The sequence below is a fragment of the Gelidimonas denitrificans genome (assembly GCF_055694065.1).
The window spans coordinates 2,107,063-2,133,843 of record NZ_CM146350.1; the positions used below are offsets into that span (position 1 = coordinate 2,107,063).

The 26,781-nt window shown below is 54.4% G+C and carries 28 protein-coding genes; 9 read left to right on the top strand and 19 right to left on the bottom strand.

From position 1 onward, the window contains the following. The first annotated feature begins 1 nt into the window (after position 1). The 6 genes from fliM (at position 2) to fliR (ending at position 3,852) form a co-directional block, all read left to right on the top strand. Positions 2-1,006 carry a flagellar motor switch protein FliM gene (gene fliM / locus FKCLFG_RS09825; RefSeq protein ID WP_472612915.1) on the top strand — a complete coding sequence of 335 codons (1,005 nt, stop codon included), beginning with the start codon at positions 2-4 and terminating at the stop codon, positions 1,004-1,006. Beyond that, positions 999-1,436, top strand: a complete 438-nt coding sequence (gene fliN, locus FKCLFG_RS09830) for a flagellar motor switch protein FliN (RefSeq protein WP_472612916.1) — start codon at positions 999-1,001, stop codon at positions 1,434-1,436. The genes fliM and fliN overlap by 8 nt, the downstream gene beginning before the upstream one ends. Then, positions 1,433-1,888, top strand: coding sequence for a flagellar biosynthetic protein FliO (gene fliO, locus FKCLFG_RS09835; protein ID WP_472612917.1), 456 nt, complete (start codon positions 1,433-1,435; stop codon positions 1,886-1,888). Before fliN ends, fliO begins: the two co-directional genes overlap by 4 nt. Beyond that, positions 1,888-2,655 carry a flagellar type III secretion system pore protein FliP gene (gene fliP, locus FKCLFG_RS09840; RefSeq protein ID WP_472612918.1) on the top strand — a complete coding sequence of 256 codons (768 nt, stop codon included), beginning with the start codon at positions 1,888-1,890 and terminating at the stop codon, positions 2,653-2,655. The genes fliO and fliP overlap by 1 nt, the downstream gene beginning before the upstream one ends. A 133-nt stretch (positions 2,656-2,788) precedes the next feature. Next, a complete protein-coding gene (gene fliQ / locus FKCLFG_RS09845; RefSeq protein WP_472612919.1) occupies positions 2,789-3,058 on the top strand; it encodes a flagellar biosynthesis protein FliQ in 270 nt (89 codons plus the stop codon). 8 nt (positions 3,059-3,066) lie between these two features. After that, positions 3,067-3,852 carry a flagellar biosynthetic protein FliR gene (fliR, locus tag FKCLFG_RS09850; RefSeq protein ID WP_472615835.1) on the top strand — a complete coding sequence of 262 codons (786 nt, stop codon included), beginning with the start codon at positions 3,067-3,069 and terminating at the stop codon, positions 3,850-3,852. A gap of 243 nt (positions 3,853-4,095) precedes the next feature. Here the strand turns inward: fliR and flgL are convergent, their stop codons facing one another. The 12 genes from flgL to FKCLFG_RS09910 form a co-directional block, all read right to left on the bottom strand. Next, the gene (flgL, locus tag FKCLFG_RS09855; RefSeq protein WP_472612920.1) at positions 4,096-5,310 is read right to left on the bottom strand and encodes a flagellar hook-associated protein FlgL; all 1,215 of its coding nucleotides are present in this window, start codon (positions 5,308-5,310) and stop codon (positions 4,096-4,098) included. Positions 5,311-5,340: 30 nt separating this feature from the next. Further along, positions 5,341-7,383 (bottom strand): flagellar hook-associated protein FlgK, encoded by a 2,043-nt coding sequence (gene flgK, locus FKCLFG_RS09860; protein WP_472612921.1) that lies wholly within the window; start codon positions 7,381-7,383, stop codon positions 5,341-5,343. 157 nt (positions 7,384-7,540) lie between these two features. Further along, entirely contained in the window at positions 7,541-8,506 is a 966-nt protein-coding gene (flgJ, locus tag FKCLFG_RS09865) for a flagellar assembly peptidoglycan hydrolase FlgJ (RefSeq protein ID WP_472612922.1), read from the bottom strand. 8 nt (positions 8,507-8,514) lie between these two features. Continuing rightward, positions 8,515-9,627, bottom strand: a complete 1,113-nt coding sequence (locus FKCLFG_RS09870) for a flagellar basal body P-ring protein FlgI (protein ID WP_472612923.1) — start codon at positions 9,625-9,627, stop codon at positions 8,515-8,517. A 44-nt stretch (positions 9,628-9,671) separates the two neighbouring features. After that, the gene (locus FKCLFG_RS09875) at positions 9,672-10,364 is read right to left on the bottom strand and encodes a flagellar basal body L-ring protein FlgH (protein ID WP_472612924.1); all 693 of its coding nucleotides are present in this window, start codon (positions 10,362-10,364) and stop codon (positions 9,672-9,674) included. Positions 10,365-10,377: 13 nt separating this feature from the next. Beyond that, positions 10,378-11,160 carry a flagellar basal-body rod protein FlgG gene (flgG, locus tag FKCLFG_RS09880; RefSeq protein WP_472612925.1) on the bottom strand — a complete coding sequence of 261 codons (783 nt, stop codon included), beginning with the start codon at positions 11,158-11,160 and terminating at the stop codon, positions 10,378-10,380. A 252-nt stretch (positions 11,161-11,412) separates the two neighbouring features. Then, positions 11,413-12,156, bottom strand: coding sequence for a flagellar basal body rod protein FlgF (locus tag FKCLFG_RS09885; protein ID WP_472612926.1), 744 nt, complete (start codon positions 12,154-12,156; stop codon positions 11,413-11,415). A gap of 52 nt (positions 12,157-12,208) precedes the next feature. After that, positions 12,209-13,471, bottom strand: coding sequence for a flagellar hook protein FlgE (gene flgE / locus FKCLFG_RS09890; RefSeq protein WP_472612927.1), 1,263 nt, complete (start codon positions 13,469-13,471; stop codon positions 12,209-12,211). Between the two features lie 67 nt (positions 13,472-13,538). Then, complete coding sequence (gene flgD / locus FKCLFG_RS09895; protein ID WP_472612928.1) at positions 13,539-14,201, bottom strand: flagellar hook assembly protein FlgD; 663 nt, start codon at positions 14,199-14,201, stop codon at positions 13,539-13,541. Positions 14,202-14,343: 142 nt separating this feature from the next. After that, positions 14,344-14,760 (bottom strand): flagellar basal body rod protein FlgC, encoded by a 417-nt coding sequence (gene flgC / locus FKCLFG_RS09900; protein WP_472612929.1) that lies wholly within the window; start codon positions 14,758-14,760, stop codon positions 14,344-14,346. A 17-nt stretch (positions 14,761-14,777) separates the two neighbouring features. Further along, a complete protein-coding gene (gene flgB, locus FKCLFG_RS09905; RefSeq protein ID WP_472612930.1) occupies positions 14,778-15,191 on the bottom strand; it encodes a flagellar basal body rod protein FlgB in 414 nt (137 codons plus the stop codon). A 59-nt stretch (positions 15,192-15,250) separates the two neighbouring features. After that, the gene (locus tag FKCLFG_RS09910; RefSeq protein ID WP_472612931.1) at positions 15,251-15,463 is read right to left on the bottom strand and encodes a hypothetical protein; all 213 of its coding nucleotides are present in this window, start codon (positions 15,461-15,463) and stop codon (positions 15,251-15,253) included. 215 nt (positions 15,464-15,678) lie between these two features. Between FKCLFG_RS09910 and flgA the strand changes: the two genes are divergently transcribed. The 3 genes from flgA to FKCLFG_RS09925 all read left to right on the top strand — a co-directional run bounded on the left by flgA (position 15,679) and on the right by FKCLFG_RS09925 (position 17,238). After that, positions 15,679-16,362 (top strand): flagellar basal body P-ring formation chaperone FlgA, encoded by a 684-nt coding sequence (flgA, locus tag FKCLFG_RS09915; protein WP_472612932.1) that lies wholly within the window; start codon positions 15,679-15,681, stop codon positions 16,360-16,362. Positions 16,363-16,450: 88 nt separating this feature from the next. Beyond that, entirely contained in the window at positions 16,451-16,783 is a 333-nt protein-coding gene (gene flgM / locus FKCLFG_RS09920; RefSeq protein ID WP_472612933.1) for a flagellar biosynthesis anti-sigma factor FlgM, read from the top strand. Next, positions 16,780-17,238, top strand: a complete 459-nt coding sequence (locus FKCLFG_RS09925; protein WP_472612934.1) for a flagella synthesis protein FlgN — start codon at positions 16,780-16,782, stop codon at positions 17,236-17,238. Before flgM ends, FKCLFG_RS09925 begins: the two co-directional genes overlap by 4 nt. Before the next feature lie 193 nt (positions 17,239-17,431). Here FKCLFG_RS09925 and FKCLFG_RS09930 read toward each other — a convergent pair whose 3' ends face one another. The 7 genes from FKCLFG_RS09930 to FKCLFG_RS09960 all read right to left on the bottom strand — a co-directional run bounded on the left by FKCLFG_RS09930 (position 17,432) and on the right by FKCLFG_RS09960 (position 26,772). Further along, positions 17,432-17,899, bottom strand: coding sequence for a flagellar protein FlhE (locus FKCLFG_RS09930; protein WP_472612935.1), 468 nt, complete (start codon positions 17,897-17,899; stop codon positions 17,432-17,434). Positions 17,900-17,973: 74 nt separating this feature from the next. Then, positions 17,974-18,696 (bottom strand): RNA polymerase sigma factor FliA, encoded by a 723-nt coding sequence (locus FKCLFG_RS09935; RefSeq protein ID WP_472612936.1) that lies wholly within the window; start codon positions 18,694-18,696, stop codon positions 17,974-17,976. 57 nt (positions 18,697-18,753) lie between these two features. Beyond that, positions 18,754-19,599, bottom strand: a complete 846-nt coding sequence (locus FKCLFG_RS09940) for a MinD/ParA family ATP-binding protein (protein WP_472612937.1) — start codon at positions 19,597-19,599, stop codon at positions 18,754-18,756. 10 nt (positions 19,600-19,609) lie between these two features. Further along, positions 19,610-22,069 carry a flagellar biosynthesis protein FlhF gene (gene flhF, locus FKCLFG_RS09945; protein ID WP_472612938.1) on the bottom strand — a complete coding sequence of 820 codons (2,460 nt, stop codon included), beginning with the start codon at positions 22,067-22,069 and terminating at the stop codon, positions 19,610-19,612. Beyond that, complete coding sequence (gene flhA / locus FKCLFG_RS09950; protein WP_472612939.1) at positions 22,066-24,153, bottom strand: flagellar biosynthesis protein FlhA; 2,088 nt, start codon at positions 24,151-24,153, stop codon at positions 22,066-22,068. Before flhA ends, flhF begins: the two co-directional genes overlap by 4 nt. Beyond that, the gene (flhB, locus tag FKCLFG_RS09955; RefSeq protein WP_472612940.1) at positions 24,150-25,292 is read right to left on the bottom strand and encodes a flagellar biosynthesis protein FlhB; all 1,143 of its coding nucleotides are present in this window, start codon (positions 25,290-25,292) and stop codon (positions 24,150-24,152) included. Before flhB ends, flhA begins: the two co-directional genes overlap by 4 nt. A 265-nt stretch (positions 25,293-25,557) precedes the next feature. Next, a complete protein-coding gene (locus FKCLFG_RS09960; RefSeq protein WP_472612941.1) occupies positions 25,558-26,772 on the bottom strand; it encodes an EAL and HDOD domain-containing protein in 1,215 nt (404 codons plus the stop codon). Positions 26,773-26,781 lie beyond the last annotated feature (9 nt).

A 26,781-nucleotide genomic window follows, 5' to 3' on the forward strand; every position in this document is an offset into this window, starting at 1 on the left:
AATGGCTTATGAACAGCAGCTGTCTCAAGCCGAGGTAGATGCACTGCTGAGAGGCGTCTCCGGCGACACTATCGACGAAGCCCCGCCGCCGCCCCCTCCGGAAGGCTTGCAAACCTATAATCTTGGTACCCAGGAACGTGTCGTGCGTAACCGCATGCATACGCTGGAAATCATCAACGAGCGCTTCGCCCGGCACTTGCGCGGCACGCTCCTTAATTTCATGCGACGCAGTGCCGATATTTCGGTAGGGGCACTCACGATTCAGAAGTATGGCGACTTCATTCGCCATCTGCCGGTACCGGCCAATATCAACCTGCTTCGCATGAAGCCGTTGCGCGGCACCGCACTATTCGTGTTCGATCCGAATCTGGTATTTTTAGTGGTCGACAATATGTTCGGCGGCGATGGCCGCTTTCACATGCGCGTCGAAGGCCGCGACTTTACTCTGACCGAACAACGCATCATCAAGCGTCTGCTGAATCTGGCGCTGGAAAGCTATGGAAGTGCCTGGCAACCATTGTATCCGCTCGAATTCGAATATGTCCGCGCCGAGATGCATGCCAAACTGGCTAATATCGTGGCGCTCAACGAAGTGGTGGTAAATACGACTTTCCATATTGAATTCGGCCCAGTCGGCGGCGCGCTGCATATCTGTATTCCCTATTCGATGATCGAACCGATTCGCGACTTGCTGTCGAATCCAATACAGGACGAGATCGAAGTCGACAAACGCTGGGTTAATCAGTTGTCGCAACAGGTGCAATGTGCCGATGTCGAGCTAAAAGCCGAGTTTCTGACGGTGCCATCGACTATCGGCCAATTACTGAAACTGAAAGTCGGCGACGTGCTGCCAATCGAGATGCCAGAAACGATTACCGCCAAAATCGATGGTGTACCGGTGATGGAATGTGGATACGGCACCTCCAACAGCCGATATGCATTGCGAGTACAAAAAATGATCAATCACCAGGACGGCGATTTAAGCAAGGGAAGCGACAATGATTGACGATATCAAGCAGGACCAAGGCGGCGATATGGATGACTGGGCTAGCGCGCTCGCCGAACAGACAGCTGCTTCCCAGCCAGCGCCCAGCAGCTTTGAGGCTCCTCAGAATGTCACCAAAGCCAATGTGTTTCAGCCGCTAAATTTAAATAATAACGCCGGAATAGCCAAAGCCGATATCGATTTGATTCTGGATGTGCCGGTACAGTTGACCGCAGAACTAGGGCGCACCAGGATCACCATCAAGAACCTGCTGCAGCTATCTCAGGGTTCGGTAGTTGAACTGGACGGTTTGGCGGGTGAACCGATGGATGTACTGATCAACGGCTACCTGATTGCCCAAGGCGAAGTGGTGGTGGTGAACGAAAAATTCGGCATCCGCCTGACCGACATTATCACGCCGTCCGAACGCATTCATAAACTAAATCGATGAACTTGCGCTACCTGTTCGGGTTGTCCGGACTGCTAACAACATTAATAGCGCTGCCTGCCAACGCTGTCGTGCCAACCGTGCCGCCGGCTGCAGCCGAGCCCATGCCGTCACTGGGCGCAGCCGCGCTATTGCAGGCCGGCCTGGGTCTGGCTGCAGTACTGGCGCTTATTTTCCTGTGCGCCTGGGCGGCACGCCGTTTCGGCCTGCAGCAACATGCCGGCAGCCGTCTGGTAAAGGTGGTTGCCAGCACCATGGTCGGCCAGCGCGAACGCGTCGTGGTGGTACAAATCGGTGCTTCATGGCTGGTGCTGGGTGTCACGCCGGGCCAGATTCGCTCCCTGCATACGATGCCAGCCGAAGACTTGCCGGCAGATGCGGTAACGACCACCGGTGCTAACGCCTTTTCGCACAAACTACGTGAATCCATCACCAAATTGCGACGTTCAGACTGATGCGCAGGTTCCCCGCCTTTCCAGGCTGCCGCACTCTGCCGCACCTCGTTACACTGCTATTGGCGGCATTGCCGCTGCTGGCGTCGGCCCAAGGTTTGCCCGGCATTATCAGCACACCGGGGCCAGGCGGCAGCCAGACTTGGTCGCTCAGCGTCCAGACGCTGCTGCTAATGACATCGCTGTCGTTCCTGCCGGCATTGCTGCTGACGATGACCAGCTTTACCCGCATTCTGATCGTGCTGGGGCTGCTGCGCTCGGCAATCGGCACCCAATCCTCGCCACCGAACCAGATTCTGGTCGGCCTGGCACTATTCCTGACTTTTTTCATTATGTCGCCGGTGTTCGACAAAATATATAGCGATGCTTACCAACCATTTTCAAGTAACAAAATCAGTGCCGAACAGGCACTCGAACGCGGTGTTGCACCCCTAAAAGAATTCATGCTGAAACAAACCCGCGAAGCCGATCTGGCATTGTTTGCACGCCTGGCCAATACGCCGCAGATGCAAGGCCCGGAAGATGTGTCGCTGCGGATTCTGGTACCGTCGTTTATTATCAGCGAACTAAAAACCGCGTTCCAGATTGGCTTCACGATTTTCATTCCGTTTTTGATCGTTGACCTGGTGGTGGCCAGCGTACTGATGTCGATGGGTATGATGATGGTGCCGCCTGCGACTATTTCACTTCCCTTTAAGTTGATGCTGTTCGTGCTGGTCGACGGCTGGCAACTACTGGTCGGCGCGCTGTCGCAGAGTTTTTTTACTTAAGTAAGCACGCAAAATTGATTATGATCAGATTTACGCAAAACGGGAAAAATGTAGAGTGCGCCATGCGCACCAATGTGGCCACAGACGATCATGATACGCAAGGCGCAGGTTTATTTAGAAATGAAATAACACCATGACTCCCGAATCAGTAATGGCAATGGGCTACCAGGCAATGAAGGTTTCGCTGATGCTGGCCGCGCCGCTGCTGCTGGTGGCGCTCATCGCAGGCTTGATCATCAGCCTGTTTCAGGCCGCTACCCAGATCAATGAAATGACGCTGTCGTTCATTCCCAAGCTACTGGCGGTGTTCGCCACGCTGGTGGTCGCCGGCCCTTGGATGCTGAACTTAATTCTCGACTACATGCGGCAACTGTTTTCCAGCATTCCGCAACTGGTCGGCTAATGTCCCCGCTGTTGTCGGTCACGTCGGACCAGCTCAGCGCCTGGATGGTGATGTTTCTGTGGCCGTTCGTGCGCATGCTGGCCCTCATCAGCACCGCCCCGATCTTTGGCGAATCGCGGGTGCCACGTCACGTTAAGGTAGGACTGGCGGCGGCGCTGGCGATTGCCATAAGCCCTACTCTCGCCCCGCTGCCGACAGTGCCGGTAGTCTCGCTTGCGGGTCTGTGGATAATTATGCAGCAAGTGCTGATCGGCGTTGCAATGGGATTTTCGATGCGCCTGGTATTTACCGCGGTCCAGGCCGCCGGCGAATATGTGGGTCTGCAGATGGGATTGTCGTTCGCCGCCTTCTTCGACCCTACCAGCGGCGGCCAGACCATGGTGCTGGCGCGCCTGCTAAACATGCTGGCGATGCTGATCTTTCTGGCATTCGACATGCATCTGGTGGTGATTGCCACGCTGGTCGAGAGTTTCCACATCCTGCCAATCGCTAACGCCCCATTGGCGGCCAATGGCTGGATGCTGTTGGTTTTGGCAGCAGGGCAGATTTTCTCGGCAGGACTGATGCTGGCCCTGCCGCTGGTGACCACATTGCTGACGATAAATCTGGCGATGGGCATCCTGAATCGGGCCTCGCCCCAACTCAGCATTTTTTCCATCGGCTTTCCGCTGACGCTATTGGTGGGTATTGCCATGCTGCGGCTGCAGATGCCGCATCTGGCACCGTTTCTGGAACAGCAGTTCGCGGCCGGACTGACAACCATGCTGCAGGTTACACAGGCGCTGCGTCCGTAATTAACAGATGTCAGATGCTTGCCCACATACGGGAATTCATCGAGGAATATAACCCTGACTAATCAGAAGTAGTGGGGTATATGGATAAATACCATGTTTTCCGCAATGTTAAATTGCGCTATTAAAATATACTCATGATTGTATATTTATACGCTACGCATCTTCGCCAATATCGAAAAATGGTCTTGAAATGAAAAAAGCACAGTGGACTGTGCTTTTTTCATTTCAGGCTTATTTGCCCCTTTATATATAATTAAGCAGGGAAATTTTCTGGATTTTCACGAAGACTTGCTGGGTTGCCTGCAATGCGGTCTGGCGCTGATAAAACTCGGAGATCGCGGTCGCGTAGTCCAGGTCCTGCAAGTCCGACAGGTGGCTCTTGTCGAACAGAGTACGACTGTCGCCTGTGACGTTGAGGCTATCGAGTTCCAACAGGCGCGAGCCAATCGACGAGCGTACCGTCACCACATTGTCGTGCGCGTTGGTGATTTTCTTGTTGGCAGTGCTGAGCGCGTTGAGCAATTGCGCACGGTCGGCACTGGTGCCGGTGTCAAGCGGCTTTTTGAGTGCAGCAATAACGTCGCCAATCGCGGCAAACATATTTGTGCCGGCATTTTCTGCGGTCGATACAGAGAAGGTATCGCCAATAGCCGGAGCACCGCTGATGCTGATTTGCACACCGCCAAATTTAATTGGATCACCTGCGGTATAGGTACCAGTCACTGCTGTCATTCCTGCCGGCACGCTGTCCACCTGATACTTGCCTGGAGTGGTAGCAGGAAAACTAATAATGAAGTCCTTGCCATAATCCGGGTCGGTCGGATCGAGCACCGAGTTGGCACTGAACACGCCACTCCCGGTATTGGCAATGCCGGATGCATTAACGTAACCCGCCCCGCCCTGCACCGTCTGAAAAATGCTGCGGCCATCGTCGGTGGCGGCCATCTGCCGTGAGACATCCACCTGCATCAGACGCTGCCCCTGGTCGCCAGTGTACTGAATACTGCCATCTGCCTGCTTGACGAATGGCGCGCTGCCGCTCTTGAAGCCGGCAAACAAAAACTGTCCGTTACCGTCATCGGTGTTGGCCAAACCCTGCAACTGATCGAAGCGGCTTTGCAGCGTGGTCGCTATGGTTCCCCGATCGGCATCCGTCAGAGTGCCACCGGCCTGCACCACCAAGCCCTTGATGTCTTGCAAAATGGTTGTGACGCTTTGCAGCGCGTTTTCTTCCAGCGACAGCGTATGCGTCGCCTGAGTACGGCTGGCAGCATACTGGGCATTGAGCGCAATCGATTGCGAAACGCCGAGCGCGCGGGTGGCGCCGATCGGATCGTCCGACGGCGCCAGAATCTTGGTCATTGAGCCGATCTGCTGCTGCACGCGCAGCAGGTTGCTCTGCTGCAAATTCATTGCAGTCTGACTTTGGTCGTAAAACGATTGGGTACTAATACGCATCATGATCTCCTGAGCGATACGTTAAGTGACTTATCTAATGCCTAACACAGCGTCGAACATGGTCGACGCGGTCTGGATTACCTTGGCATTGGCTTGATACATTTGCTGGAACATCAACAGGTTGGCAGTTTCCTCATCCTGATTGACGCCTGACACCGACTGCTGGGCCGAGCGTATCTGCGCCGTCAGACTGGTCTGCGCGGTATTCGATATCTGAATCTGCTGGGACTTGTTACCGATAGTGCTGACCAGTTGCGCGTACGCATCATTGAAGCTGGAGGCACCGCCCCCGATGGTTTTCGTATTTTGCAACGCACCCAGCAGCAATATATTGCTGCCATCAGACACGCCGCCGGTATTTTTTTCAATGGTGAACTTGTCGCCATTCGACGGCGCACCGCTGACGCTGACCGTGATGCCGTCGAAGCTGATCGATGCACCCGATGTGTAGGGTACGCCGCTAGACGTCCCGGTGGCCGGAGCCGTCGCAACCGGGGGCGTGTAATACGTTCCATCGACTGCCAGACCATAGGCGGTCGCAGTGCCATTGGCCAGCGTCACAGTAACAGGGGATGCAGCCGGAAAACCGGATAAGGTATTGGCAACTTTGTTATACGTAAGCGTCACGCCAGTTGTCAGCTGTACGAAAGGGGCTTTCACCGTGCCGGCGCTGATCGCACCGCTGCCTTGGTTCCCGGCCGTGTTGCCGGTGACTATCGGCGCAGCCGCCGCCACTTTGGCCGGATCGGTCAACACCACATCGAAATCGCGCGCGCCGGTGCGGGTCGGCTGAATCAGGAATGAGTCGCCAGCCTGCGCGGTGCCGCTGTCGAACGTCAGTGTCACTCCGTCAAAAGTGGCAGTGGGAGACGTGGTGAGCGCGGGGGGCATAACAGCAAGGAAGTCGGCAGGAAGATCAATATTCTGGTTATCGGACAGTCGTATCAGCGAATAACTGAGATCAGCCTTCACATTCAGTCTGTAGTCGCTGGCAGTTAACTTACCGCTATCGGCAAACGTCGGCGCCAGCGCCAAATTACCAGTGTTCCTGCCATTCGAAGTAATCTCAGGGCTGGCTTGCGAAAAGAAATCCTGCCCGAGCACGCCATTCAGATCGACACCCAGATTTTGCTGTGCATTGAAAGTATCGGACAATGCAATCGCGATCCGGCCCAGCGAATTTTGCGCATTGTTCAAGGTCTCGTTGCGAAATTGCAGCAAGCCGCCCAGCGCCCCGCCGGCCAGCACGCTATCCTGCAGTTCCACGGCAACGCCGTTTGCGCTCACTATGGCAACCGCGGTCTGACTTGGATCGGCGGCAGAACTGACCGCTTTCAATGTGGTTGCCTTGTCGCCCAATACCAGGGTTTGCCCGTTGCCGATAAAGACGTTGTATTGACCGCCATCCTGCACCACGACTTTGACGCCAACCAATTTACTTAGGCCGCTGATCAGTTGATCGCGTTGGTCGAGCAAATCGTTCGGGGCCTGGCTGCCGGTCGCATTGCTGACCAGCCCAATCTGCTTGTTCAAATTGGCAATTTGTGTGGAGTAAGTGTTGATCTGATCGACGTTGCCGGAAATCTGATCGTTGACATTCGAGTTCAGGCCGGTCAAATATTGACTCATCGCTCTGAATTGATTGGCCATAGCCTGCCCCGAACTGATCAATTGCTGCCGTGCAGCCGGGTCGGCAGGGGTATTTGCCACGGCTTGCACACCGGCAAACAACGCCTGCATTAGCGGCGCCAAACCTGCGGTCTGATCGGCCAGCAGGTTGTCGATCTGGGTGATTTGCGTGTATTGCGTTGTCAGCGACTGATTGGTTGATTGCGCCTGATTCAGTTGCGTTGTCAGGAATTGATCATAACTGCGGGTGATGTCTGTCGTCTTCACACCGCTACCAAAAAAGCCGACACCCGGGGCATAAAGACCGCTGCTTGACGCCGTCTGCACGGTCTGCCGGCTATAACCAACGGTATTCACGTTTGCCGTGTTGTGTCCTGTAGTCACCAGCGCGGCCTGCGCGGCATTCAAGCCGCTGAGGCCGGTATAAAACATGCTGTTCGACATAAACCTTGTCCTGTAATAAAACAATCAATTAAATTTGCCTCGGTACCACCTTGGGCTGCCATCTTCTATATAACGGCACCCGCATTAAATGTTGAAGCGCAAATGCCCAATCTATTCTGTATTTACAATGAATTCGTTTGCATGGCGAGCAGCGGGTCTAAGTAATTTGCTTCATGATGCGCACCAGTTTGCCGCCATACTGCGGATCGGTAGCGTAACCTGCGCGCTGCAGTCCATACGCGGCTTCGGCTGGATCGTGAGTGGCCAGCACCTGTGCATAGCGCGGATTGCCCGTCAGGAAGCGGGCGTAATCGGTAAACGCTTCCTGATATGAGCCATAGGCACGGAAAGCGGCCCTGGTGCGTTGCGCAACACCGTCGACGTATTCGGTGGTAGTAGTTTCGACTACCGGCCCTTTCCAGCTCTTGTCGGCCTTGATGCCGAACAGATTGTGGCTCTGGCGGCCGTCGTCACCGCGAATCTCGCGCCGCCCCCAGCCCGATTCCAGCGCTGCCTGCGCCAGGATCAATTGGGTAGGCACACCGCTAGCCTGGCTCGCGGCTTGCGCCGGTGCCGCCATGCGCGATACAAATTGCTCGACATGCCCCTGCGGGGTAGCGTTGCGCGCAGGACGTTCGGCTGCGGCTTCGTATAACGACAGATCAGGAACACTGACGGGGCTTGGCTGCAGTGGCTGTGGATACAGGTTTAGCGACGGCGTTTGCAGCTTGCCGGCAGCGGGCGCTGCATCCTGGGCTTGGGCCGGTGCGGGGCTGATGCTGCGGCCAAGCTGGGCCTGCATCGCTTCGGCCAGACCGAGGCCGCGACCGGATAGACTCTGCGCCAGTTGCTGATCCAGCATCGAGGTATACAACTTGCTCTGCTGGCTATCCAACATGCCGTCGCTAGGCGTAGCCTCGCGCATGCTTTTCAGGACCATTTGCATGAACATCGCTTCAAACTGGCGCGACACCTGCTTCAAGCCTTCTTGCGGCGAAGTGCGGGTAATGCGCCGCAACGCATCGACGCCCTGCACATCAAGGGCGAAACGTTGATCGAGCGCGCCGCTACGGCTGCTGGCGCTGTCAGGAACGGTGGAACTGGTGGGAGCGGTCAGACTCATGGACTCTCTTAAATGATTTCAAGTTCGGCACGCAATGCGCCGGCGGCTTTCATCGCCTGCAGAATCGACAGCAGATCCTGCGGATTGGCACCCAGCGTATTCAATCCCTTGACCACATCAGCCAGCGAAGCACCACCGCGCACCACTTGCAACGCGCTCCCGGCCTGGTTCAATTCGATCTGGGAGGTTTGCGTAGCTACGGTACGACCGCCTGAAAGTGGGTTGGGCTGGCTGATGACGGGTTGGGTATTGATCACCAGGGTCAAATTGCCGTGCGCCACCGCGCAATTTTCAATCCTGACCGCCTGATTCATTACCACCGAGCCGGTACGGGCGTTGATGACGACTTTGGCTAGCGCCTGTGTCGGCGTCACGTCGATATTCTCGATGCGTGCCAGGAAACCGACGTGGGCTTCCGGCTGGGCCGGCGCAACAACCTGTATCACGCGAGCGTCGAGTGCCGTGGCGGTACCAGGGCCGAAGTTGCGATTGATCGCATCTACCGTTTTTTGCGCGGTACCGAAATCGGATACTTTCAATTCCAGCGTGAAGATGCCGCCACCGCCGATAGGCGACGCCACCGCGCGCTCGACAATTGCCCCAGCCGGAATCCGACCGGAACTCAGCTGATTGATCTGCACCTTGCTGCCATTGGCCGAGGCACCGGCGCCGCCAACCACCATATTGCCCTGTGCAATCGCATATACCATGCCATCGGCACCCTTCATTGGCGTCATCAACAAGGTGCCGCCGCGCAGACTCTTGGCATTGCCCAGCGAAGAAACGGTAACGTCGATATTCTGACCGGGTCGCGCAAAAGGCGGCAAGGTCGCGGTCACCATCACCGCAGCCACATTCTTCAGCTGCATATTGGTGCCGGGCGCAACCGAGATTCCGAGTTGCGACAACATGTTGTTCAGGCTTTGCGTGGTAAACGGCGTCTGCATGGTCTGGTCGCCGCTGCCATCGAGACCCACCATCAGACCGTAGCCGAGTAAGGGATTATCACGTACGCCCCGAATGCTTGCCAACTCCTTTAGGCGTTCCGCGTGGGCCGGAATGGTGGCAATAGCGGCGAGCATGACGGCCAATAGCAAACCGGATTTCAGGACGCGACGCATTTTCAGATCACAATACAGACATTGAATACGCATAAATTATATGATCATAACGGCAAGACATTGAGGAAGAAACGTTGCAACCAGCCCATCGTCTGTGCTTCATCGATATAGCCCTTAGCGCTGTATTCAATCCGCGCATCCGCCACTTGGTTCGAAGACACGGTATTGTTGCCGCTGACCGTACGCGGATTGACCACACCGGAAAAGCGGATAAATTCGGTACCCTGATTAATCATCATTTGTTTTTCGCCGCTGACCACCAGGTTCCCATTGCCCAGCACTTCGATTACCGTCACGGTAATCACGCCGTTGAAGGTATTGGCAGCATTGGCACCGCCCTTGGCGCTCATGGCATTGCTGCCACTGACAGCCGCATCCAAACCACCGAACAAACCGCCAAAGACTTTAGGGATCACGCCCAGCGTGGTGTCGGCGCTGCCGTTACGGCTGGCATTGGCAGCCGAATTCTTGCTGGCGTTGACATTTTCGCTGACCACGATGGTCAGGATATCGCCGGCATTGCGCGGACGCCGATCTTCGAACAGTGCCTGCGCACTAAAGCCGGGTTGGTAGATTGCACCGGCTTGCGGCGCTACCGCATCCGCCACAGAGGCGGCGCGTGCCGTCATTGGCTGTTGCACCAGCGGCGTTCGCGGCAATTGCGCGCATCCGCCCACCAGCATGGCAGCAGCCAGCAGCAATAATCCAGCCCAACGGCTCTCCATCGTTTGCGCCATCACGACTGCCTCATTACAACTGCGCCAGGCGCGCGAGCATCTCGTCGGAGGTCTTAACTGCCTTGCTATTGATTTCATACGAGCGCTGGGCTTGAATCATGTTCACCAACTCCTCCACCACGTTGACATTCGATGCTTCAACGTAGCCTTGGCTGAGAAGACCGGCGCCGTTCTGGCCCGGAGCAGTCTGATTTGGCCCACCAGAAGAATCTGTCTCCACATATAAATTTTCACCACTGCTTTGCAGCCCGGTCGAATTCAGAAAAGTCGCCAGTTGCAATTGACCAACCTGTACGTTGGCAGGGTTGCCGGCTTGCGTGACTGAGACGGTACCGTCGCGCCCAATCGTCATGCTGAGGGTGCCTTCCGGCAGCGTGATCGCTGGCTGTACCGGAAAACCGCTGGCTGTGACTAATTGACCGTTCGCGTCAGTTTGAAACGAGCCGTCGCGCGTGTACGAGATGGTGCCGTCCGGCATCATGACTTGAAAGAAACCGTCGCCATTGATCGCAACGTCCTTGGAGTTATCGGTTTTGGTCGGAGTGCCCTGGGTATGAATCCGCTCAGTGGCGACAATGCGCACACCGGTGCCGATTTGCAGCCCGGAGGGCAAGCGGGTTTGGTCGGAAGTCTGGCCGCCGACCTGACGCATATTCTGGTACATCAGATCCTCAAACACGGCCCGGCTGCGCTTGAAGCCGGTGGTGCCGACGTTGGCCAGATTATTGGAAATAACGTCGAGCTGGGTTTGTTGCGCATCGAGACCGGTTTTGGCAATCGAGAGGGAACGGATCATGAAAATACTCCTGCAAGGCGGCCGTGGCCGCATCTAAATTAATTCAAAATTAATCGGTTGGTGCTGTGGCAATTACTCGCGGGCGTTATGCATTTTTCCACGAAAGACACGAAAAACACGAACCGGCCTCGCACTCCGGTAATTTTCATGAAAGTAAGGGGTATCATCATTTTCATGGCATTTTCCGCATATATTCATTGCGTAAGCTAAATATACTATAGTCACCAGTAGGGCGAGTTGCACCCGCCCTACTTAATTCATGCTGAGCAATTTATTCGCCGACTGCTCATTGGTGTCGGCAGTCTGTACCGCTTTCATCTGCATTTCAAAACGGCGCGCATTGGCGATCATGTCGACCATGGCCTCGACCGGATTGACATTGCTGCCTTCCAGAGCACCGGTCATCAGCGTCACGGCCCGATCGGCTGGCGGCGCTGTTGCGCCCTGCTGCATCCGGAACAGACCGTCATCGCCGCGCACCATGTCGACTGCAGCCGGATTGACCAGCTTGAGCCGGCCCACTTCCGCAGCACCCGTGACCGGATCGCCGGCACCGCGCGCAGTCACCAGGCCGTCCTTGGAAATCATCACAATTGAACCCGGCGGCACCACCAGCGCCCCGGCCTCGCCCACCACAGGACGCGTATCCATCGTCAGCAACTGACCATCTGGACCGATTTGCAAGTTGCCCACGCGGGTATATGCCTCGTTGCCGTCGGACGCTTGCACTGCCAGCCAGCCATCCCCCTTGATTGCCACATCGAGAGCGCGACCGGTCTCGGTGATCGGGCCGGCTGTCATGTCGGCACCGGGAGTCGACGCCACCACAAAAGCACGCGTGGCGGCTTCTGCGCCAACCACCGGTACTGCACGATAGTTGTTGATCTGGGCCCGGAAACCGGCTGTCGCAACATTCGCCATATTGTTCGCCACCGACGCCTGTTGCTCCATCGCTTGCTTGGCGCCACTCATGGCGATGTAAATCATCCGATCCATATGCTCTCCCTGATCGTTGCCTTGACGGCCGGATTAACTGATGACGTCGTCATCAGCGCATGTTAATCAGCGTTTGCATGACCTGATCCTGGGTCTTGACAGTCTGTGCATTTGCTTGATAGGTGCGCTGCGCAATGATCAGATTGACCAGCTCGGAAGTCAGGTCGATGTTCGACGACTCCAGCGCACCCGAGGTCAGCGCCCCGAGCTTGGTGCCGCTACCAGGGGTGCCGGTCAGCGGCGCACCGGAGGCCGAAGTTTCAGCCCAGACGCTATCGCCTTTCGCTTGCAAGCCGTTCGGGTTGATAAACGAAGACAGCACGATTTGACCCAACGTGTTGGTCTGTTCGTTCGAATACTTACCGGTTACGGTGCCGTCCTGATTGATCGCATAGGAAGTGAGCACACCGGAAGTGAAACCGTCCTGGGTCAGCTTGTTGACATTATTGTCGTTGCCGAACTGGGTGGTGCCGGTGATGTTCATGTCGAACGCCATTACTCCTGAACCGTTCGAAAAGTCGAGGCCGGCAAAAATCAGCTTGCCGTTAGCCGGCACCGGCGGCGCCGTCATTACACCGTTGCCGTCGAACGTCACTCCGGCGGCAATCTGCGTACCATTGCTGCCCACAGCCGGAGGCGCAGGAGCAAAGGCACCGCCGGTGGCCAGCGGCTGGCCGTCCGCGGTAGCGTACACATCCCATTCGTTGGAATCGGTCTTGACGAAAAACGTCGTCAAGTCATGTGAGTTGCCCAGCGAGTCGTAAACCGTGACCGAATTCGCATAATTGTAGGTATTCGAATCGGCAGCGTCGAACGTACCAGCTGGTGCCGTGAGGCGCGAATCGAGATTGAACTGCGCTGCGATGGTGGTGGTCGCCTTCGGCGCCATTGCATCGGTCGGCAATTGCAATGCGGTCGGAGCACCGCCGGAGACGGCACCATTGGCACCCACCTGATAGCCCGTCAACCGCAAGCCGGACCCGTTGACCAGGAAACCATCCTTATCCACATTGAACTGACCGTTGCGTGAATACGCTATTTCGCCGCCGGGACTGGCCAAGCGAAAAAAACCGTCACCATTGGTGATGGCCACATCCAGCACCCGGGTGCTGCTTTGCACGGCACCTTGCGTGAAATTCTGCGCTACACCGGCGACCTGGGTACCGAGACCGACCCGCGAGCCGGCAAATACATCGGAAAACTGTACGCTGCCAGACTTGAAACCGATCGTGCCCGAGTTGGCAATATTATTGCCGATCACATCGAGATTGGCCGCAGATGAATTCAGTCCACTTACCCCTTGCGCAAAACCCATGGTATTCCCCTTATTCTTGAATCAATTTGAATCGACTTTGATTAATTTTTTAATAGATATGACGAATTTACAAAATCTGTTTGACGCTACTCAGGCTGGCTGTGCCGCCATTGGCCAAATTCAGAGTGACCCCGCCGATGCTGCTCTGCGCCACACTGATGACATCGGACAAAATCAACGCATTCGCGGCAACTGCTTTGCCGCCAGCAGTCGCGCTGATATTAATTGTGTATGCGCCATCGGCGAGCTGCGCGCCGGCATCGTTCTTGCCATCCCACGCCATCGCCTTGATACCCTCAGCCTGTGCGCCCAAGTCGAAGGTACGCACGACATTGCCGCCAGCGTCAACGACAGTGGCTTTGACCGAATCGGCCCCACCTTGCAGATCGATGCCGAACGGTGTCGTTGCGCCTTCCACAAGAGCAACCTGACTGCCCGGCACCAGCACCGTACGATTGATCAGGGAAGCTGCCTGCAAAGCCTGGCTGGAGCTGCTCTGGGCAACCAGCGACTGCAATGTCGTGTTCAGTTTTTCGATGCCGCTGACAGTGCTCATCTGCGCCAGTTGCGAGGTCAGCTCGGCATTATCAAGAGGATTGAGCGGATCCTGGTTGTTCAATTGCGTCACCAGCAGTTTGAGGAAACGCTGCTCGGTGTCAGCACTTGATGTGGAAGCTGACGCCAGCGCCGCTGCAGCGTCTGTGTTCGAACCGATTCCCGAAACTGCCATGATGTATTTCTCCTGAGATAAAACGCCGACCGCTATTGCAAAATATGTTATTGGAACTATTCAACCTGCTATGAACCGCTCCCTCTCCCACAAGTGGGAGAGGGAGTAAACAGTCTTCACTTAGCGAGCTGAATAATAATTGTTATTGACCAATTGTCAGGGTTTTCAGCATCAAGGTCTTGGCGGTATTGAGCACCTCAACGTTAGCCTGGTAAGACCGCGAGGCGGAAATCATGTTGACCATTTCTTCGACCACATTGACATTCGGCATGGTGACGTAACCACCTGGGTTGGCCAACGGATTTTTCGGGTCATAGACCATGCGCATCGGCGACTGATCCTCGACTATCCCGGCCACCCGTACGCCGCCGATTGCCTGTTGATCCGATGGCGCCATGGCGAACACTACTTGGCGGGCACGATACGGCTGGCCATCGGGGCCGGTGACACTGTCGGCATTAGCCAAATTACTGGCAGTGACGTTCATACGCTGCGATTGCGCACTCATCGCGGAACCGGCAATGTCGAAAATATTTTGCGAAGTATTGAAAGGCGGCATACGCTAATCCTTGATCGCTATTGTTGTACCGCTGACAGCATCGACTTGATTCGTGCGCTGAGCACCGTCAGGCTGGACTCGTAACGCACTGCGTTGTCGGCAAAATTAATACGCTCGGCGTCCATTTCGACGGTGTTGCCGTCGATGCTGGATTGGGTTGGGACGCGATATAAAAGTTCGGCACCAGCACCATTCGTGACAGTAGCTTCGCCTGGCAAGTGACGCGACGAGGTTGTGGCCAGCGACACCGATTGCGACTGCCGACCGCGCTCCACCGCCTGGGTCAGAGTGCTGCTGAAATCGAAATCGCGTGCTTTATAGTTCGGGGTGTCCGCATGGGCGATATTGGACGACAATACTTCCTGCCGCCGGGCCCGCAGGTTTAGCGCTTCCTGATTGAAGCGAAGTGCCGCATCAAGCTTGTCAATCATATTTGACCACCAATGTGAAGTAACCTTGCTCAGTTGTCTGAGACCTTTTGATAAAACGATTATAGGCAGCCGTAACAACTAGCAATCGCATGAACAAGCGGGAGTTTCAGGTGTAATTCCGTTCTTGCCTGAAGTTTCATAATGGAAATAATAATGACTCCATATAAACTGAGTACCATAAATCGATTATCGCTGCCTGCACCTTGTTTTTTTGCCGTTTCTTTCAAAAATTCAATAAGCATTTTCAGTTTCTCAAGCCAGATTTGCTTCATTCTGTATGACTGGTTGTGCAATCGCAGGAATAACGCGCACATTGCAACGCAGTTCCCTTGTTGCCTGCCCTGTCGGATTGTTTAGAATTGGCATCATGTAGAACGGATCTGTACAGATGCATTACCGTACTTACATGTTTGACTCCACTGATGTTTTTTTCAAAGTGCAATCCATGAAGATGCCTGTACGAAAATCCTGGTGCAGAGGCACTGCAATGGCATTACTCATGGCGTTGAGCGCGCCAACAATGCACGCTTACGCCGCAAAGTCGCAACCAACGCCACTATCAGGCAACCTGCGGCCAGTAATCGAACATTTTTTACTGCGCCAGACGGCAGGCCTGCCGGGCAAAGTCAATATCACTCTTGACACGCCAATGTCTGGCGCGTTGCCAGCTTGCGAGGCAGCTGAGCCATTTCTGCCGAATGGCGCACGCCTGTGGGGCCGTGCATCGGTCGGAGTACGCTGCAACGCCGAGCGGCCGTGGACGCGTTACGTTCCAGCTTATATCGCCGTGGTGGCGAATTACTATGTTGCTACACGTCCGATCAGTGCTGGTGAAACCCTGGCAATAACCGACTTCACGCTGCGCGAAGGTGATTTAACCAGATTGCCACGCAACTTGATAACCAATTCATCGCAACTTGATGGTGTGATTGCAGTCAATCGGATCGCCTCCGGCGCTCCAATAAGGCAGGAATTGCTGCGCGGCGCGATCGTAGTACAATCCGGACAAAATGTCAGGGTGGTGACGCAAGGCGCAGGATTTGTTGCCAGCACCGGCGGGCGGGCGATGACAAATGCGGCAGTTGGCGACATGGTGCAGGTAAGGACACAGAATGGTCGATTGGTAAATGGTATCGCACGCGAAGACGGTTCAGTCGAGCTCTTAAATTAACAACCTCGAGCGGCTGGATTTTTTGGACACACCTAAAGTTTCATTGCAAACTGCCGTTATGTCGACTAGATCTCTCTAAGGAAACATCTTGAAAATCGATCAAATCACTAATTTGCCCAATAGAGTGTCCAGCACGACTGGTGTGGCTGCCGCCAAAGATGGCACGGCACACGCACCGGCGACAACGACCGGCACTACTTCCAGCACGGCTCCGTCTGCTGGCAGTCTGAATTCGCTGGCTGCCCAGGCGCGTCAATTACAGACCCAATTAATGCAACCGAGCAACGCAGATTTCGATGCGGCTCGCGTTGCCGAAATTCGCCAAGCTATCAGTGAAGGGCGCTATCAGGTTAATACCGGCAAAATTGCCGACGGTCTGCTTAACACAGTACGAGACCTGCTGGGTAAACAGGCTTCATGAATACCCAGCTACTATCTCATCTCATCGAGGAACGCGGGGTAATTGATTCGTTTGTCGAATTGCTGGATCAGGAAGCAGATGCATTGGTTCATGGCAGCTTCGCCAAATTGCCTGCTCTGACCGAACACAAGGCGCAACTCGCCGATCATCTCACGCTGCTCGACCAGGAACGTGAACGGCAGCAAATCGCGCTTGGCTACCCGGCCACTCATGACGGCGCCAATGCCGTTGCGCTCGCCTGTGGCGGCCCTGTGCAGCATGCATGGCAGGAATTACTGAAATGCGCGGAGCAAGCTCGCGATCGCAATCATCGCAACGGCGTACTGATTCACACCCACCTCGATTACACTCGACAGTCGATCAATTTTCTGCGTGCAAGCGGGCAATCGCTATATGGACCGGATGGCCAGCATAAAGTTGGACTTGGCAATGGAAATAGCATTGCTGCAGGCTGAAGTTCGACTGTTAAGTTCACATATACTATGCTATGTATTTATTTGCGCTCAATAAAATTGAGCGTAAATTTAGCTATTTTTAGTCATACTCCTTAAATAATCTAGTATCCAGCGAAATATACCAATAGCGTCGCGCCTTGTGCTGCAAATATTTGCAGTCGATCAGGCAAGACATACGCATCGTTCATCCTGTCTATTCGTAATTTACCACCACATAGTTCAATTGCCCCTGCAACGCCGGTGACAGCCCCCCTTTGCCATTAATTACAAAAGCAAACGAAAAATTGGAATACGCGCTATCGCCGTCAAAGGCAGTGGTGGTGCCGGTGGCACCGCTTAGTGCGAAGCATCTGACGTAGTTACACAGATAGGCCTGCAGGCCATGCGGCATCGGGGTCAGAAACGAATAACGCCAGTTGACCCGACGCACTAGCGACGCTGGCTTGACCACGCTGCCTATCGGGGCGATCTGTGCCACTTGATAAATCACGCCACGATGAAAAATCGCCGGCCCGGTCGTCGAATTAACCCAAGAGCCGGTAATTCTGGCGCTACCTGCCATCGGTGGCGCTACGGCTACGTTTGAAATACTGGCTGAGTATCCACGCAAACCGAGGGCCTGCGGCGCTGTCTCGGCAGCGCTGGCAGAGAAACAACACAATACAAGACTGATAAACGCCGCACCACAACGGCCAGCAGCCGTAAGCCCTGTTCTTGTTGCCCGCACCAATTTTCTCAACCTGCCTCGTGCAAGCGCGCACGTAGACGAGTGATGGCCTGACTGTGTAACTGGCATACCCGCGATTGACTGACTTCGAGTATTACGCCGATCTCCCGCAGATTCAGTTCCTGCTCGTAATACAGGCTGAGCAATAAGCGTTCGCGCTCCGGCATTGCGTCAATTGCCTCTATTACTCTATGCCGCAAACCTTGTTCAAGCAACTGGTCCAGAGGCCCATTTTGCTTACCTGTGTGACCGCTGGATTGTTGATCCAGAAAAGTATTTTCACTGCTGCCTTCGAAGTCTTCGTAATACACCAACTGACAACCGTGTATCTCTTGCAGCAGGTGTTGATACTCTTCCAGCGGCATCTGCAGTTCCTGTGCGATTTCGCCCTCTGTTGGTGCGCGCCCCAGCTTTTGCTCAAGTGATTGCACTGCCACTGCTGCGCCGCGCGAGGATTGTCGCGTGCTGCGCGACAGCCAGTCGTTGGCGCGCAATTCATCCAGCATGGCACCTCGAATCCGATGACTCGCATAGGTTGCAAATTGCGCACCCTGGCTTTCTTGATAACGGTTGGTGGCATCCAGCAAGCCCAGCATGCCAGCTTGGATCATGTCATCAAGTTGGACGCTGGCCGGCAATTTGGCAATCAATTGCAAGGCCAGACGCCGGACCAGCGGCGCGTATTGCGCCAACATGCCGGACTTGTCGATTTTTCCCTGCGCTGTATACATTGTGTTGATTCCTCTTCCCTCTTTATTGACCGGGATGATCAAGCTTTCGCAGCTGTATTAATTCGGCTCCAGCAACCGATTCGATGGATGTTTGCCAGCAATACACGGGGTTGGTGACGGCAGTCGGCCTGCCGATGAACGCGATGGCCATTGCAGTAATTCGGCAGCAATCCGGCGAAAATCGATGGCAGCCGGGCTGGTCTGAAAAGCTTCCACTACGCTCAGGTTCATTTTCTGCGCATGCGGCAAGCGCGGATCGGCCATCACACAACCAACCGGTTCCAAAGCCAGCGCCAGATAACGGCTGCCGGTGTTGGACAGATTAGTCAGTATGCGTTGTGCCTCGACAGTACTGGCGGCACGGTTGATCAGTATCCGCAATTGCTGTAGCGCGTGTGCATAGTGCAGTCGTTTAATACAGACATAGGCTGCAGTGATTGATGCCGGCTGCGGCTGCAGCACCACCAGTACTTCATCAGCCTGACTGGCCAGAGGCGACAACGCGCCTTCACTATCGAGCGCAGCATCGATCAATACCAGCCGCCCCTGAAACATCGCATGCACATTTTCGGTTGCTACGCTCGCGGCAGGCTCTGCCGACAATACCTGAACGCCACAGGCAGCAAATCCGAGTGCCGCTTCTAGCCGCATGCGCTGCGTTACAACATCTGACCAAGTGCCGGCTGCCGCAATCTTCCAGATCGCACTGACCGACTGTGATCCTGTCTGCTCATCAAGCAGCAGCACATCTTTGCCCTGCTGCACCAGTGCCGCTGCCAGATTGAGCGCAACGCTGGTAGCACCCGCCGCAGGGCTGCTGCCGACCACCGCGATAAGCCGAGCCGGGCTGTGCGCCATCAGGCGCCGCAAGCCATCTGCCTGATCGCTGACTACCTTGCTCAATTCAGTCTCCTCAATCCTGCATCGTCGGTAGGTCCGGCGCTTGTGGTGGTATTGCCGAACCATCGGTATCCAGTGCATCCAGCAGTACATAAAGTTTGCACAATCCCTCAAATAAAACCGCTCCCGATACTGCTCGCCCCGGACGTAGTGGATGGCCGGTCAATTGCGTCAACAGCGTGCGTGCCGGTTCGGCCCAGTTGCCCTGTGCATGCTGCAATCGCCATACAGTGGCACTAGCCTGACCTGCAATCAGCAAGCGTTTCTGCATGTTGACATCGCCCGGCTGGCTACAGCCGCCGAGCTGATTAATACCTTGTTTCAGTAATTTAAAATACGGCTCGACCGCTGCCCGCCAGTGATGCCACTGCACGATCTGCGGCGCCGGCACCTGCATCCCGATATTGCCAAGCAAATACCATTGTGTCAGCGGCTTTCCGCTGCGTTGCTCGACAATACGCGTTATAACGCAACGCAACATAGGAACTGGGCCAGTGCTGTTAGCCGCCATGTTTTTTACGCTGGTACGTAAGCTGACCGATGCTTCTGCCACAGTTTGCAGTGCTGCTTTTCCTTTATAAATCACCGGCTGCGCAGCACTGAAACTGAGCGTGTCGGCCAGTTTTGCCAGCGTGCTGCCAACATTTTTCACAACGTCAAACACACCAGTACCGGCGCGGCCGCGCGCGAGCCACTGGACGCCACCAGTTTGCCAGTCGTGTATCTGGGTGGGTGTCGGCATGCTTTCCAGAAAATGTATCATCGGCTTGCCGAAATCCTGTCGCTGCAACCAGTCGAGTTGCCGCATTTCAGCCATTGATGGCTTATGAGCGCCGTTCTTCACAATTGACGGCGCCGCCGTGGCCAGTAACTGATTAGGTGCAGCCAGCGGCATACCACTACGATCCGACAGCAACAAGCTGCCATGCAATGCATACGTATCCCCGCTTTCTGCACTGAGCTTGACCTTGCCGCCTAGCGCTAGCACGTACGCATCGCAACCGGCATTGACCTCGGCGCATGCCAGCGCTCGCAAGGTCTGCGCCACTGCTTGCGGAGTCACCGTATCGTTGGTCAAATTTCGCCATAACGCCTGGGTTCCATCAAAGCCGATATAGCCGGCGGCCAGAGCGGCCGCATTGACATTCAATTCCTGCGCATCATGCGTCAGAGCGCGAATCAATTGCTGGCACTGCACCCGCAATCGCTCAGTGAGCGCTTGCGAGGCTGCCTGAACTGCAGCCGTTGCGGCATCGTTGTTCAACAGTGCTGGTTGCTCGCCCAGATCAGCCTCGCCAGGTATAAACAGTGCACTTCGGCTGCCGGCCTGAAACACGCTGTCGACCAGCGATCGACGGTCGGCAAGCATCAAATTCTCGGGTACTTTCTGGCCACTTGAAACATAATGCACTGGCAGCCGATGTCGAATCACGGTATCGAGTAGCGTACCTGGATGGGTTGCCTCATCGACCTTGGTGAAAATGCAGCCAGCCAGATCGTTGCCGCCAGCCCCATGAATGCCATAGCGATATGCATGCACCACTTCATTGAGCGTGTCACCATGACTGGATGCATTGAGCAGCAGCAAACGCTTGACCGGACGGCCAGCACCGCACAGCATTGCTATCTGGTCCGAGACGGTACGGTCGCGCTGACTCATGCCGACCGTATCAATCAGCACCATATGCTTGTCACGCAAATCATTCAGCACCATCTGCAAATCGACAGCATCTTTGACCGCATGCACCGATACGCCCAGAATCTGGCCGTAAATGCGCAATTGTTCATAAGCACCTATCCGATAGCTGTCAGTAGTCACCAGCGCTAGTTTTTCCGGTCCGAAACGCATCACGCAACGAGCTGCCAGCTTAGCGGTGGTGGTGGTTTTGCCGACGCCGGTCGGTCCCATCAGCGCATAAACACCCCCGCCATCCATCAGTGCATCTTCGTTTTCCAGCATAGGCAAATTGCGGGCCAGTTCGGATTTGACCCATGCCATTCCGGTCGTGTAGCTCTGTCCTGTGGGAAGATGGTCCAGCATGGCTTTCGCCAGCCGCGCGCTGAAGCCGGCGCCCAGCAAGGCTCGCAACAAATGGCTGCGTACCGGGTCGCGTCGTTGCTTCTCGTTCCAGACCAAGCCGGCCAATTGCTCTTCTATCATGCCGCGCATCGAATGGAGTTCGCTAAGTACGCTGTCGGCAGGCCGCGGCCGCGTGGCCTCCGTAGGTTGCGGTGTGGCGATGCTACTCATTATTGGCGCATCAACCGGTAACGCGACAGGCAAGGCAGAAACCGATATCTGCGCAGCTGCATCCTCAGCTATTGCCACAATTTCGACACCGGCGGCGGTCACACGATTGGATAAAATAATTGCATCTGGCCCTAATTTTTCGCGAATCAATCGTAATGCTTCGCGGCTCGATGGGGCAACTACTTTACTAGCCTTCGTATTGACATTGGTACTAGTGTTCAACCTTTACCTCCAATGGTGGCGGTTACTTTGATGGTGCGTGTATCTGGTATTTCAGCATGCGAAAGCACCTTGAGTTGCGGCAGACTGCGGCGTAAAAATCGCGCCAGCAACACACGCAGCGGATGCTGCACTACCAGTACGGGGGCTAATCCCATCTGTTCCTGGCGTGCTATCGCGGCCTGAGTCTGCAGTAACAGGCTATCGGCCAGACCTGGCTCCAGGCCGCTGCTATTGGTGAGTGCCTGCAACAGCATACGGTCTAGCGAGCCATCGAGTCCAATGACCTGTAATTCGCTATTGCCCGGGAACAGTTGTTGCGTGATCGCTCGCCCCAGCGCCAGACGTGTCAACGACGTCAACTCGTTAGCATCAGAAACGTTCAGCGCATGTTCGGCCAGCACGTCAAGGACAGTGCGCATATCGCGAATCGGCACGTTTTCTTCGAGCAGGTTTTGCAATACTTTCTGCAAAGTAGTCAGCGACAGCAACTTGGGAACAAGGTCTTCGGTCAGCTTCGGCGATTCCTTGCTAATCCGATCAAGCAATTGCTGTACTTCCTGACGTCCCAACAATTCAGCCGCATGTGCATGGATAAGATGATTCAGATGCGTAGCCACCACCGTACTGGCATCAACTACCGTATACCCATAAATCTGCGCCTGTTCGCGTAAATTACTGTCAATCCATATGGCCGGCAAACCGAAGGCCGGATCCTTGGTCTGCGTGCCGGGCAATGATCCCCCCACCTGCCCTGGATTGATTGCCATCCATTGGCCAGGCCAAGCCTCGCCATGACCGATCTCAACCCCTTTCATCGTGATCACGTAGGTATTCGGTTTCAGCTCCAGATTGTCGCGAATGTGTACCACCGGTACCAGGAAACCAATATCTTGCGCAAACTTTTTACGAATACTCTTGATGCGTCCTAGCAGCTCGCCATTCTGTGCCCGATCTACCAGCGAGATCAATCTATAACCGACTTCCAGTCCGAGCGGATCAACCAAGGTAACATCGTCCCATGTTGCTTCTGCAGGTTCGGGAGAAACAACAACAGGCGGCGGAGATTTGGCGGCATCTGCGGCATGGACAGTCCGCTGCATCTGACGCCGGCCGAGCCATATCAGCCCACCGGTAATAATCAGGAATGACACATGCGGCATACCCGGCACCAGCCCCATCAAACCGATGATGCCGGCAGTCAGAAATAGAACCTGGGGATTGGAAAACAACTGCCCCATTAATTGCTGCCCGACATCTTCATCTGTAGTCACGCGTGACACGATGACACCGGCAGCGGTCGAAATCACCAGCGCCGGAATTTGGGCCACCAGGCCATCGCCGATAGCCAGTAAGGTATATGTCTTGGCCGCGGCCGCCAGCCCCATATCGTGCTGCGCAACTCCGACAATCAAGCCACCGACGACATTAACAATCATGATCAGCAAACCAGCTACGGCATCACCACGCACGAATTTACTGGCACCGTCCATCGAACCATAAAAGTCGGCTTCCTGTGCCACCTCAGCTCGCCGTTTACGCGCGACATCCTCTGCAATTAAACCGGCATTCAAATCAGCGTCAATAGCCATTTGTTTGCCCGGCATTGCATCCAAGGTAAAACGCGCACCAACCTCGGCAATGCGGCCGGCACCCTTTGTGATGACCATAAAATTGATCACTACCAAAATGGTAAACACCACGATACCGACGGCAAAATTACCCCCGACTAAAAAATGTCCGAAAGCCTCAATCACCTTGCCAGCGGCGTCAGGCCCGGTATGCCCTTCCAGCAGCACGACACGGGTGGAGGCGACATTCAGAGAAAGTCGCAGCAGGGTGGAAAATAGCAATACCGCCGGAAAAGCGGCAAAATCCAATGCCTTCATCGTATACATGCTGACCAGCAGTACCATCACCGAGAGTGCAATATTGAATGTAAACAGCAAGTCAAGCAAGAACGGTGGCAATGGCAAGATCATCATGCCAAGGATCATGACGATCAACAACGGCCCGGCCAGCCCCTTGATCTGCTTACCGGCAAGAAACTGGGCGGGCAAACGTAACAACGTATTCAGCGGCTTCATGCCTTACTCCATGCCGGATCGAGTGATTCCGGAACCGACAAGTGGCCCGGCTCACTTGGCGCAATCCCACCTTCACTGTGCCAGCGTTGCAATTGATAGACCCAAGCCAGCACTTCAGCCACTGCAGCATACAAAGCAGCAGGAATTTCGTCACCGAGCTTGGTATGCCGATACAGCGCCCGCGTCAACGGTGGCGCCTCAAGAATCGGTACATTGTTCTCTTCACCTATGGCACGAATGCGCAAGGCAAGTAAATCGGCGCCCTTGGCAACCACGCGTGGTGCGCGCATTTCCTTGTCGTGATACTTGAGCGCCACGGCAAAGTGGGTTGGATTGGTGACAACGATATCGGCATTGGCTACCTCTGTCATCATGCGTCGTCGCGCCATCTGCTGTTGCTGGCGGCGGATCTGGGCCTTAATTTGCGGATCACCTTCGCTTTCCTTATGTTCTTGCCGCAGATCCTCACGTGACATGCGCAGTTTTCGGTAATAACTCCACAGTTGATAGGGAACATCAAGTGCCGCCACTAGCAACAACGAAGCAATGATTAGCACACAGCAGTTGGCCACAAGCCGCATCGTATGCGGCAAGGCGCTATGCACCGGTTCCGTCATCAGCGACATGATCGATGTAACATTGGCAGAAATAACCCAATATGCAACACCGCCTACCAGCAACGATTTGGTGATCGCTTTGATCAATTCGGCCAGAGATTGTGCTGAAAACAGCCGACCAATTCCTGCTATTGGATTCAATTTGGAAAATTTTGGTGCCAGCGATTGTGTTGAAAACAGCCAGCCACCGAGCATTAGGGGTGCCACCAGTGCTGCCAGCGCCATCATGCCAAACAAAGGTAAGAGCGCCTGTAAAGCTTCCACGACTACATTACCGGCTTGTACCATCATATGCGACGGATCGAATGCAGAGGCTCGCTCAAATTGCAAACCGCGTTGCAATGCGCGGCCGATATGCTGATTCATCGTCCCAGCGGTCAACCACAGGCCGCCAATTCCAGTTGCCAATAAAACAAATGTGGTTAATTCACGTGACCGCGCAACCTCGCCTTCTTCTCGTGCCTTTTCCAGGCGCCTGGGAGATCCAGGTTCAGTTTTTTCGAGATCACTTTCTTCCGCCATGCGTACTCCGAACAGGAAAGCGCAAAAAGAGCGCCCTATCAGGAAGGATTATTAATGCAGCAGCAACCGACTGATCGACCAAACAGGTCGGGTATTAACCTGCTCCTTGACCAATCGGGAGAAAAAATAATGTACTTGAGACCACCCTTATGAAGTTTGATACACGGCATCATTAGGTAATATAGTAGATGTCTGTTGTTTGCTGACCCACCAAGAGTCCCGCCCCCCAATCGATGGAGTTATTTATATGATAAAAACTGCATTATTATTTAGGTAAATTTCTCACCCAGGCTAACGCTGATAAATGCGAATGATTAATATCATCTGCACTAAAATGGTGTGGCGATGCCAATGCGGCAACCAAGGTAGCATTTAACTCACAAGCCTCAGCAAGAGCCAGAAATGATCCATATACTCCAGTACGCGACAAAAGGGCATCAGATACTGCACCAGACACTTGTATCTTAGTTAGCAATTCCTCCATTGGGATACAGAGAAGACGATCCAGAAGAGAAAACATGCCTACGGTAAAGAGTGTTTCCGCCTCGCTTTTAGGCATTACCTTTTGCCCTAGCATCTCAGCCAATCGTCCACGAACAATCGCCGCCTCCAACAAAACAGGAGAAAATCCAGTCGTTGTTGAAGTTGCTAATAATAATGAAAGCCAACGATAAAGAGGGTTATAACCAAGTAGCTGCAGAGCTTGCTTCAGCGACTGGACCTCTCCTCTTTGACCTAATCCAGCTGAATTAATGTAGCGAAGCAACTTGTAGGTAATGGTTGGATCCCTTTTCAGAACGTCTTCCAAATGTTGTATTTCAACGTTCTCCTTCACCATATGCATTAATTTTAAAATAGTGAACTGAGAAGGATTCAAAACTTTACTATGCGGGGTTGGTCGCGGTGTTAAATGCAACTTGCCGACAAAAGCATCCAGACCAAGCGATATACAGGCATCGAATGTCTGCCAGTCGTTCACCTGACGAGCCAGCATATGGATACCGAACTGCTTGAGTACCCCATAAACTTTGGCTTTGGTTGTGAAATCAGTTGAGGAAAAATCAATTTCGACGTGAGTGAGATATGTTAAAAGAGACTTGTCATGCAAAACGAAATCTGCATTTTTTAGTGATACTCCAAATCCCTGCTCCCGGAAAGCGATAATTTTTGCAAAAGTAATCGGATCGTGCAAATCAGCAACAGTCACAACAAAAACTGTATTTTTAGGTGGCAGCCTCAATACGGCATCTATTGACAGCAAACTGATATCCGCGTTTAAAAATATCAAGCTTTCTCCTAACACGCCCCCCGTCCCACTACTATTGAACGCATCTGCAATAGCGCTAATGTGAGATGAAAGGTTATCCTCAGAAAAAGAATTCCCTGCTGCTGGAGGACATGACCAACTAAGTGCATAGCCGATTATTTTTTGGCTAGAATCGAGTAGAGGTTCCCGGATAATGAAATTTTCGTTAAACATAATGCATAT

What these genes read in the sequence shown, in the direction of transcription:
- flhB (WP_472612940.1), bottom strand. Translation starts at nt 25,292, where the DNA reads ATGGCGGAAGAAAGTGATCTCGAAAAAACTGAACCTGGATCTCCCAGG.
- FKCLFG_RS09925 (WP_472612934.1), top strand. Translation starts at nt 16,780, where the DNA reads ATGAATACCCAGCTACTATCTCATCTCATCGAGGAACGCGGGGTAATT.
- flgB (WP_472612930.1), bottom strand. Translation starts at nt 15,191, where the DNA reads ATGATTGACAAGCTTGATGCGGCACTTCGCTTCAATCAGGAAGCGCTA.
- fliM (WP_472612915.1), top strand. Translation starts at nt 2, where the DNA reads ATGGCTTATGAACAGCAGCTGTCTCAAGCCGAGGTAGATGCACTGCTG.
- FKCLFG_RS09885 (WP_472612926.1), bottom strand. Translation starts at nt 12,156, where the DNA reads ATGGATCGGATGATTTACATCGCCATGAGTGGCGCCAAGCAAGCGATG.
- FKCLFG_RS09910 (WP_472612931.1), bottom strand. Translation starts at nt 15,463, where the DNA reads ATGAAGCAAATCTGGCTTGAGAAACTGAAAATGCTTATTGAATTTTTG.
- FKCLFG_RS09870 (WP_472612923.1), bottom strand. Translation starts at nt 9,627, where the DNA reads ATGCGTCGCGTCCTGAAATCCGGTTTGCTATTGGCCGTCATGCTCGCC.
- flgD (WP_472612928.1), bottom strand. Translation starts at nt 14,201, where the DNA reads ATGGCAGTTTCGGGAATCGGTTCGAACACAGACGCTGCAGCGGCGCTG.
- flgA (WP_472612932.1), top strand. Translation starts at nt 15,679, where the DNA reads ATGGCATTACTCATGGCGTTGAGCGCGCCAACAATGCACGCTTACGCC.
- flgG (WP_472612925.1), bottom strand. Translation starts at nt 11,160, where the DNA reads ATGATCCGTTCCCTCTCGATTGCCAAAACCGGTCTCGATGCGCAACAA.
- flgE (WP_472612927.1), bottom strand. Translation starts at nt 13,471, where the DNA reads ATGGGTTTTGCGCAAGGGGTAAGTGGACTGAATTCATCTGCGGCCAAT.
- fliQ (WP_472612919.1), top strand. Translation starts at nt 2,789, where the DNA reads ATGACTCCCGAATCAGTAATGGCAATGGGCTACCAGGCAATGAAGGTT.
- FKCLFG_RS09935 (WP_472612936.1), bottom strand. Translation starts at nt 18,696, where the DNA reads ATGTATACAGCGCAGGGAAAAATCGACAAGTCCGGCATGTTGGCGCAA.
- flgK (WP_472612921.1), bottom strand. Translation starts at nt 7,383, where the DNA reads ATGTCGAACAGCATGTTTTATACCGGCCTCAGCGGCTTGAATGCCGCG.
- FKCLFG_RS09875 (WP_472612924.1), bottom strand. Translation starts at nt 10,364, where the DNA reads ATGGCGCAAACGATGGAGAGCCGTTGGGCTGGATTATTGCTGCTGGCT.
- flhA (WP_472612939.1), bottom strand. Translation starts at nt 24,153, where the DNA reads ATGAAGCCGCTGAATACGTTGTTACGTTTGCCCGCCCAGTTTCTTGCC.
- flgJ (WP_472612922.1), bottom strand. Translation starts at nt 8,506, where the DNA reads ATGAGTCTGACCGCTCCCACCAGTTCCACCGTTCCTGACAGCGCCAGC.
- FKCLFG_RS09960 (WP_472612941.1), bottom strand. Translation starts at nt 26,772, where the DNA reads ATGTTTAACGAAAATTTCATTATCCGGGAACCTCTACTCGATTCTAGC.
- flgL (WP_472612920.1), bottom strand. Translation starts at nt 5,310, where the DNA reads ATGCGTATTAGTACCCAATCGTTTTACGACCAAAGTCAGACTGCAATG.
- fliO (WP_472612917.1), top strand. Translation starts at nt 1,433, where the DNA reads ATGAACTTGCGCTACCTGTTCGGGTTGTCCGGACTGCTAACAACATTA.
- fliN (WP_472612916.1), top strand. Translation starts at nt 999, where the DNA reads ATGATTGACGATATCAAGCAGGACCAAGGCGGCGATATGGATGACTGG.
- fliP (WP_472612918.1), top strand. Translation starts at nt 1,888, where the DNA reads ATGCGCAGGTTCCCCGCCTTTCCAGGCTGCCGCACTCTGCCGCACCTC.
- flgC (WP_472612929.1), bottom strand. Translation starts at nt 14,760, where the DNA reads ATGCCGCCTTTCAATACTTCGCAAAATATTTTCGACATTGCCGGTTCC.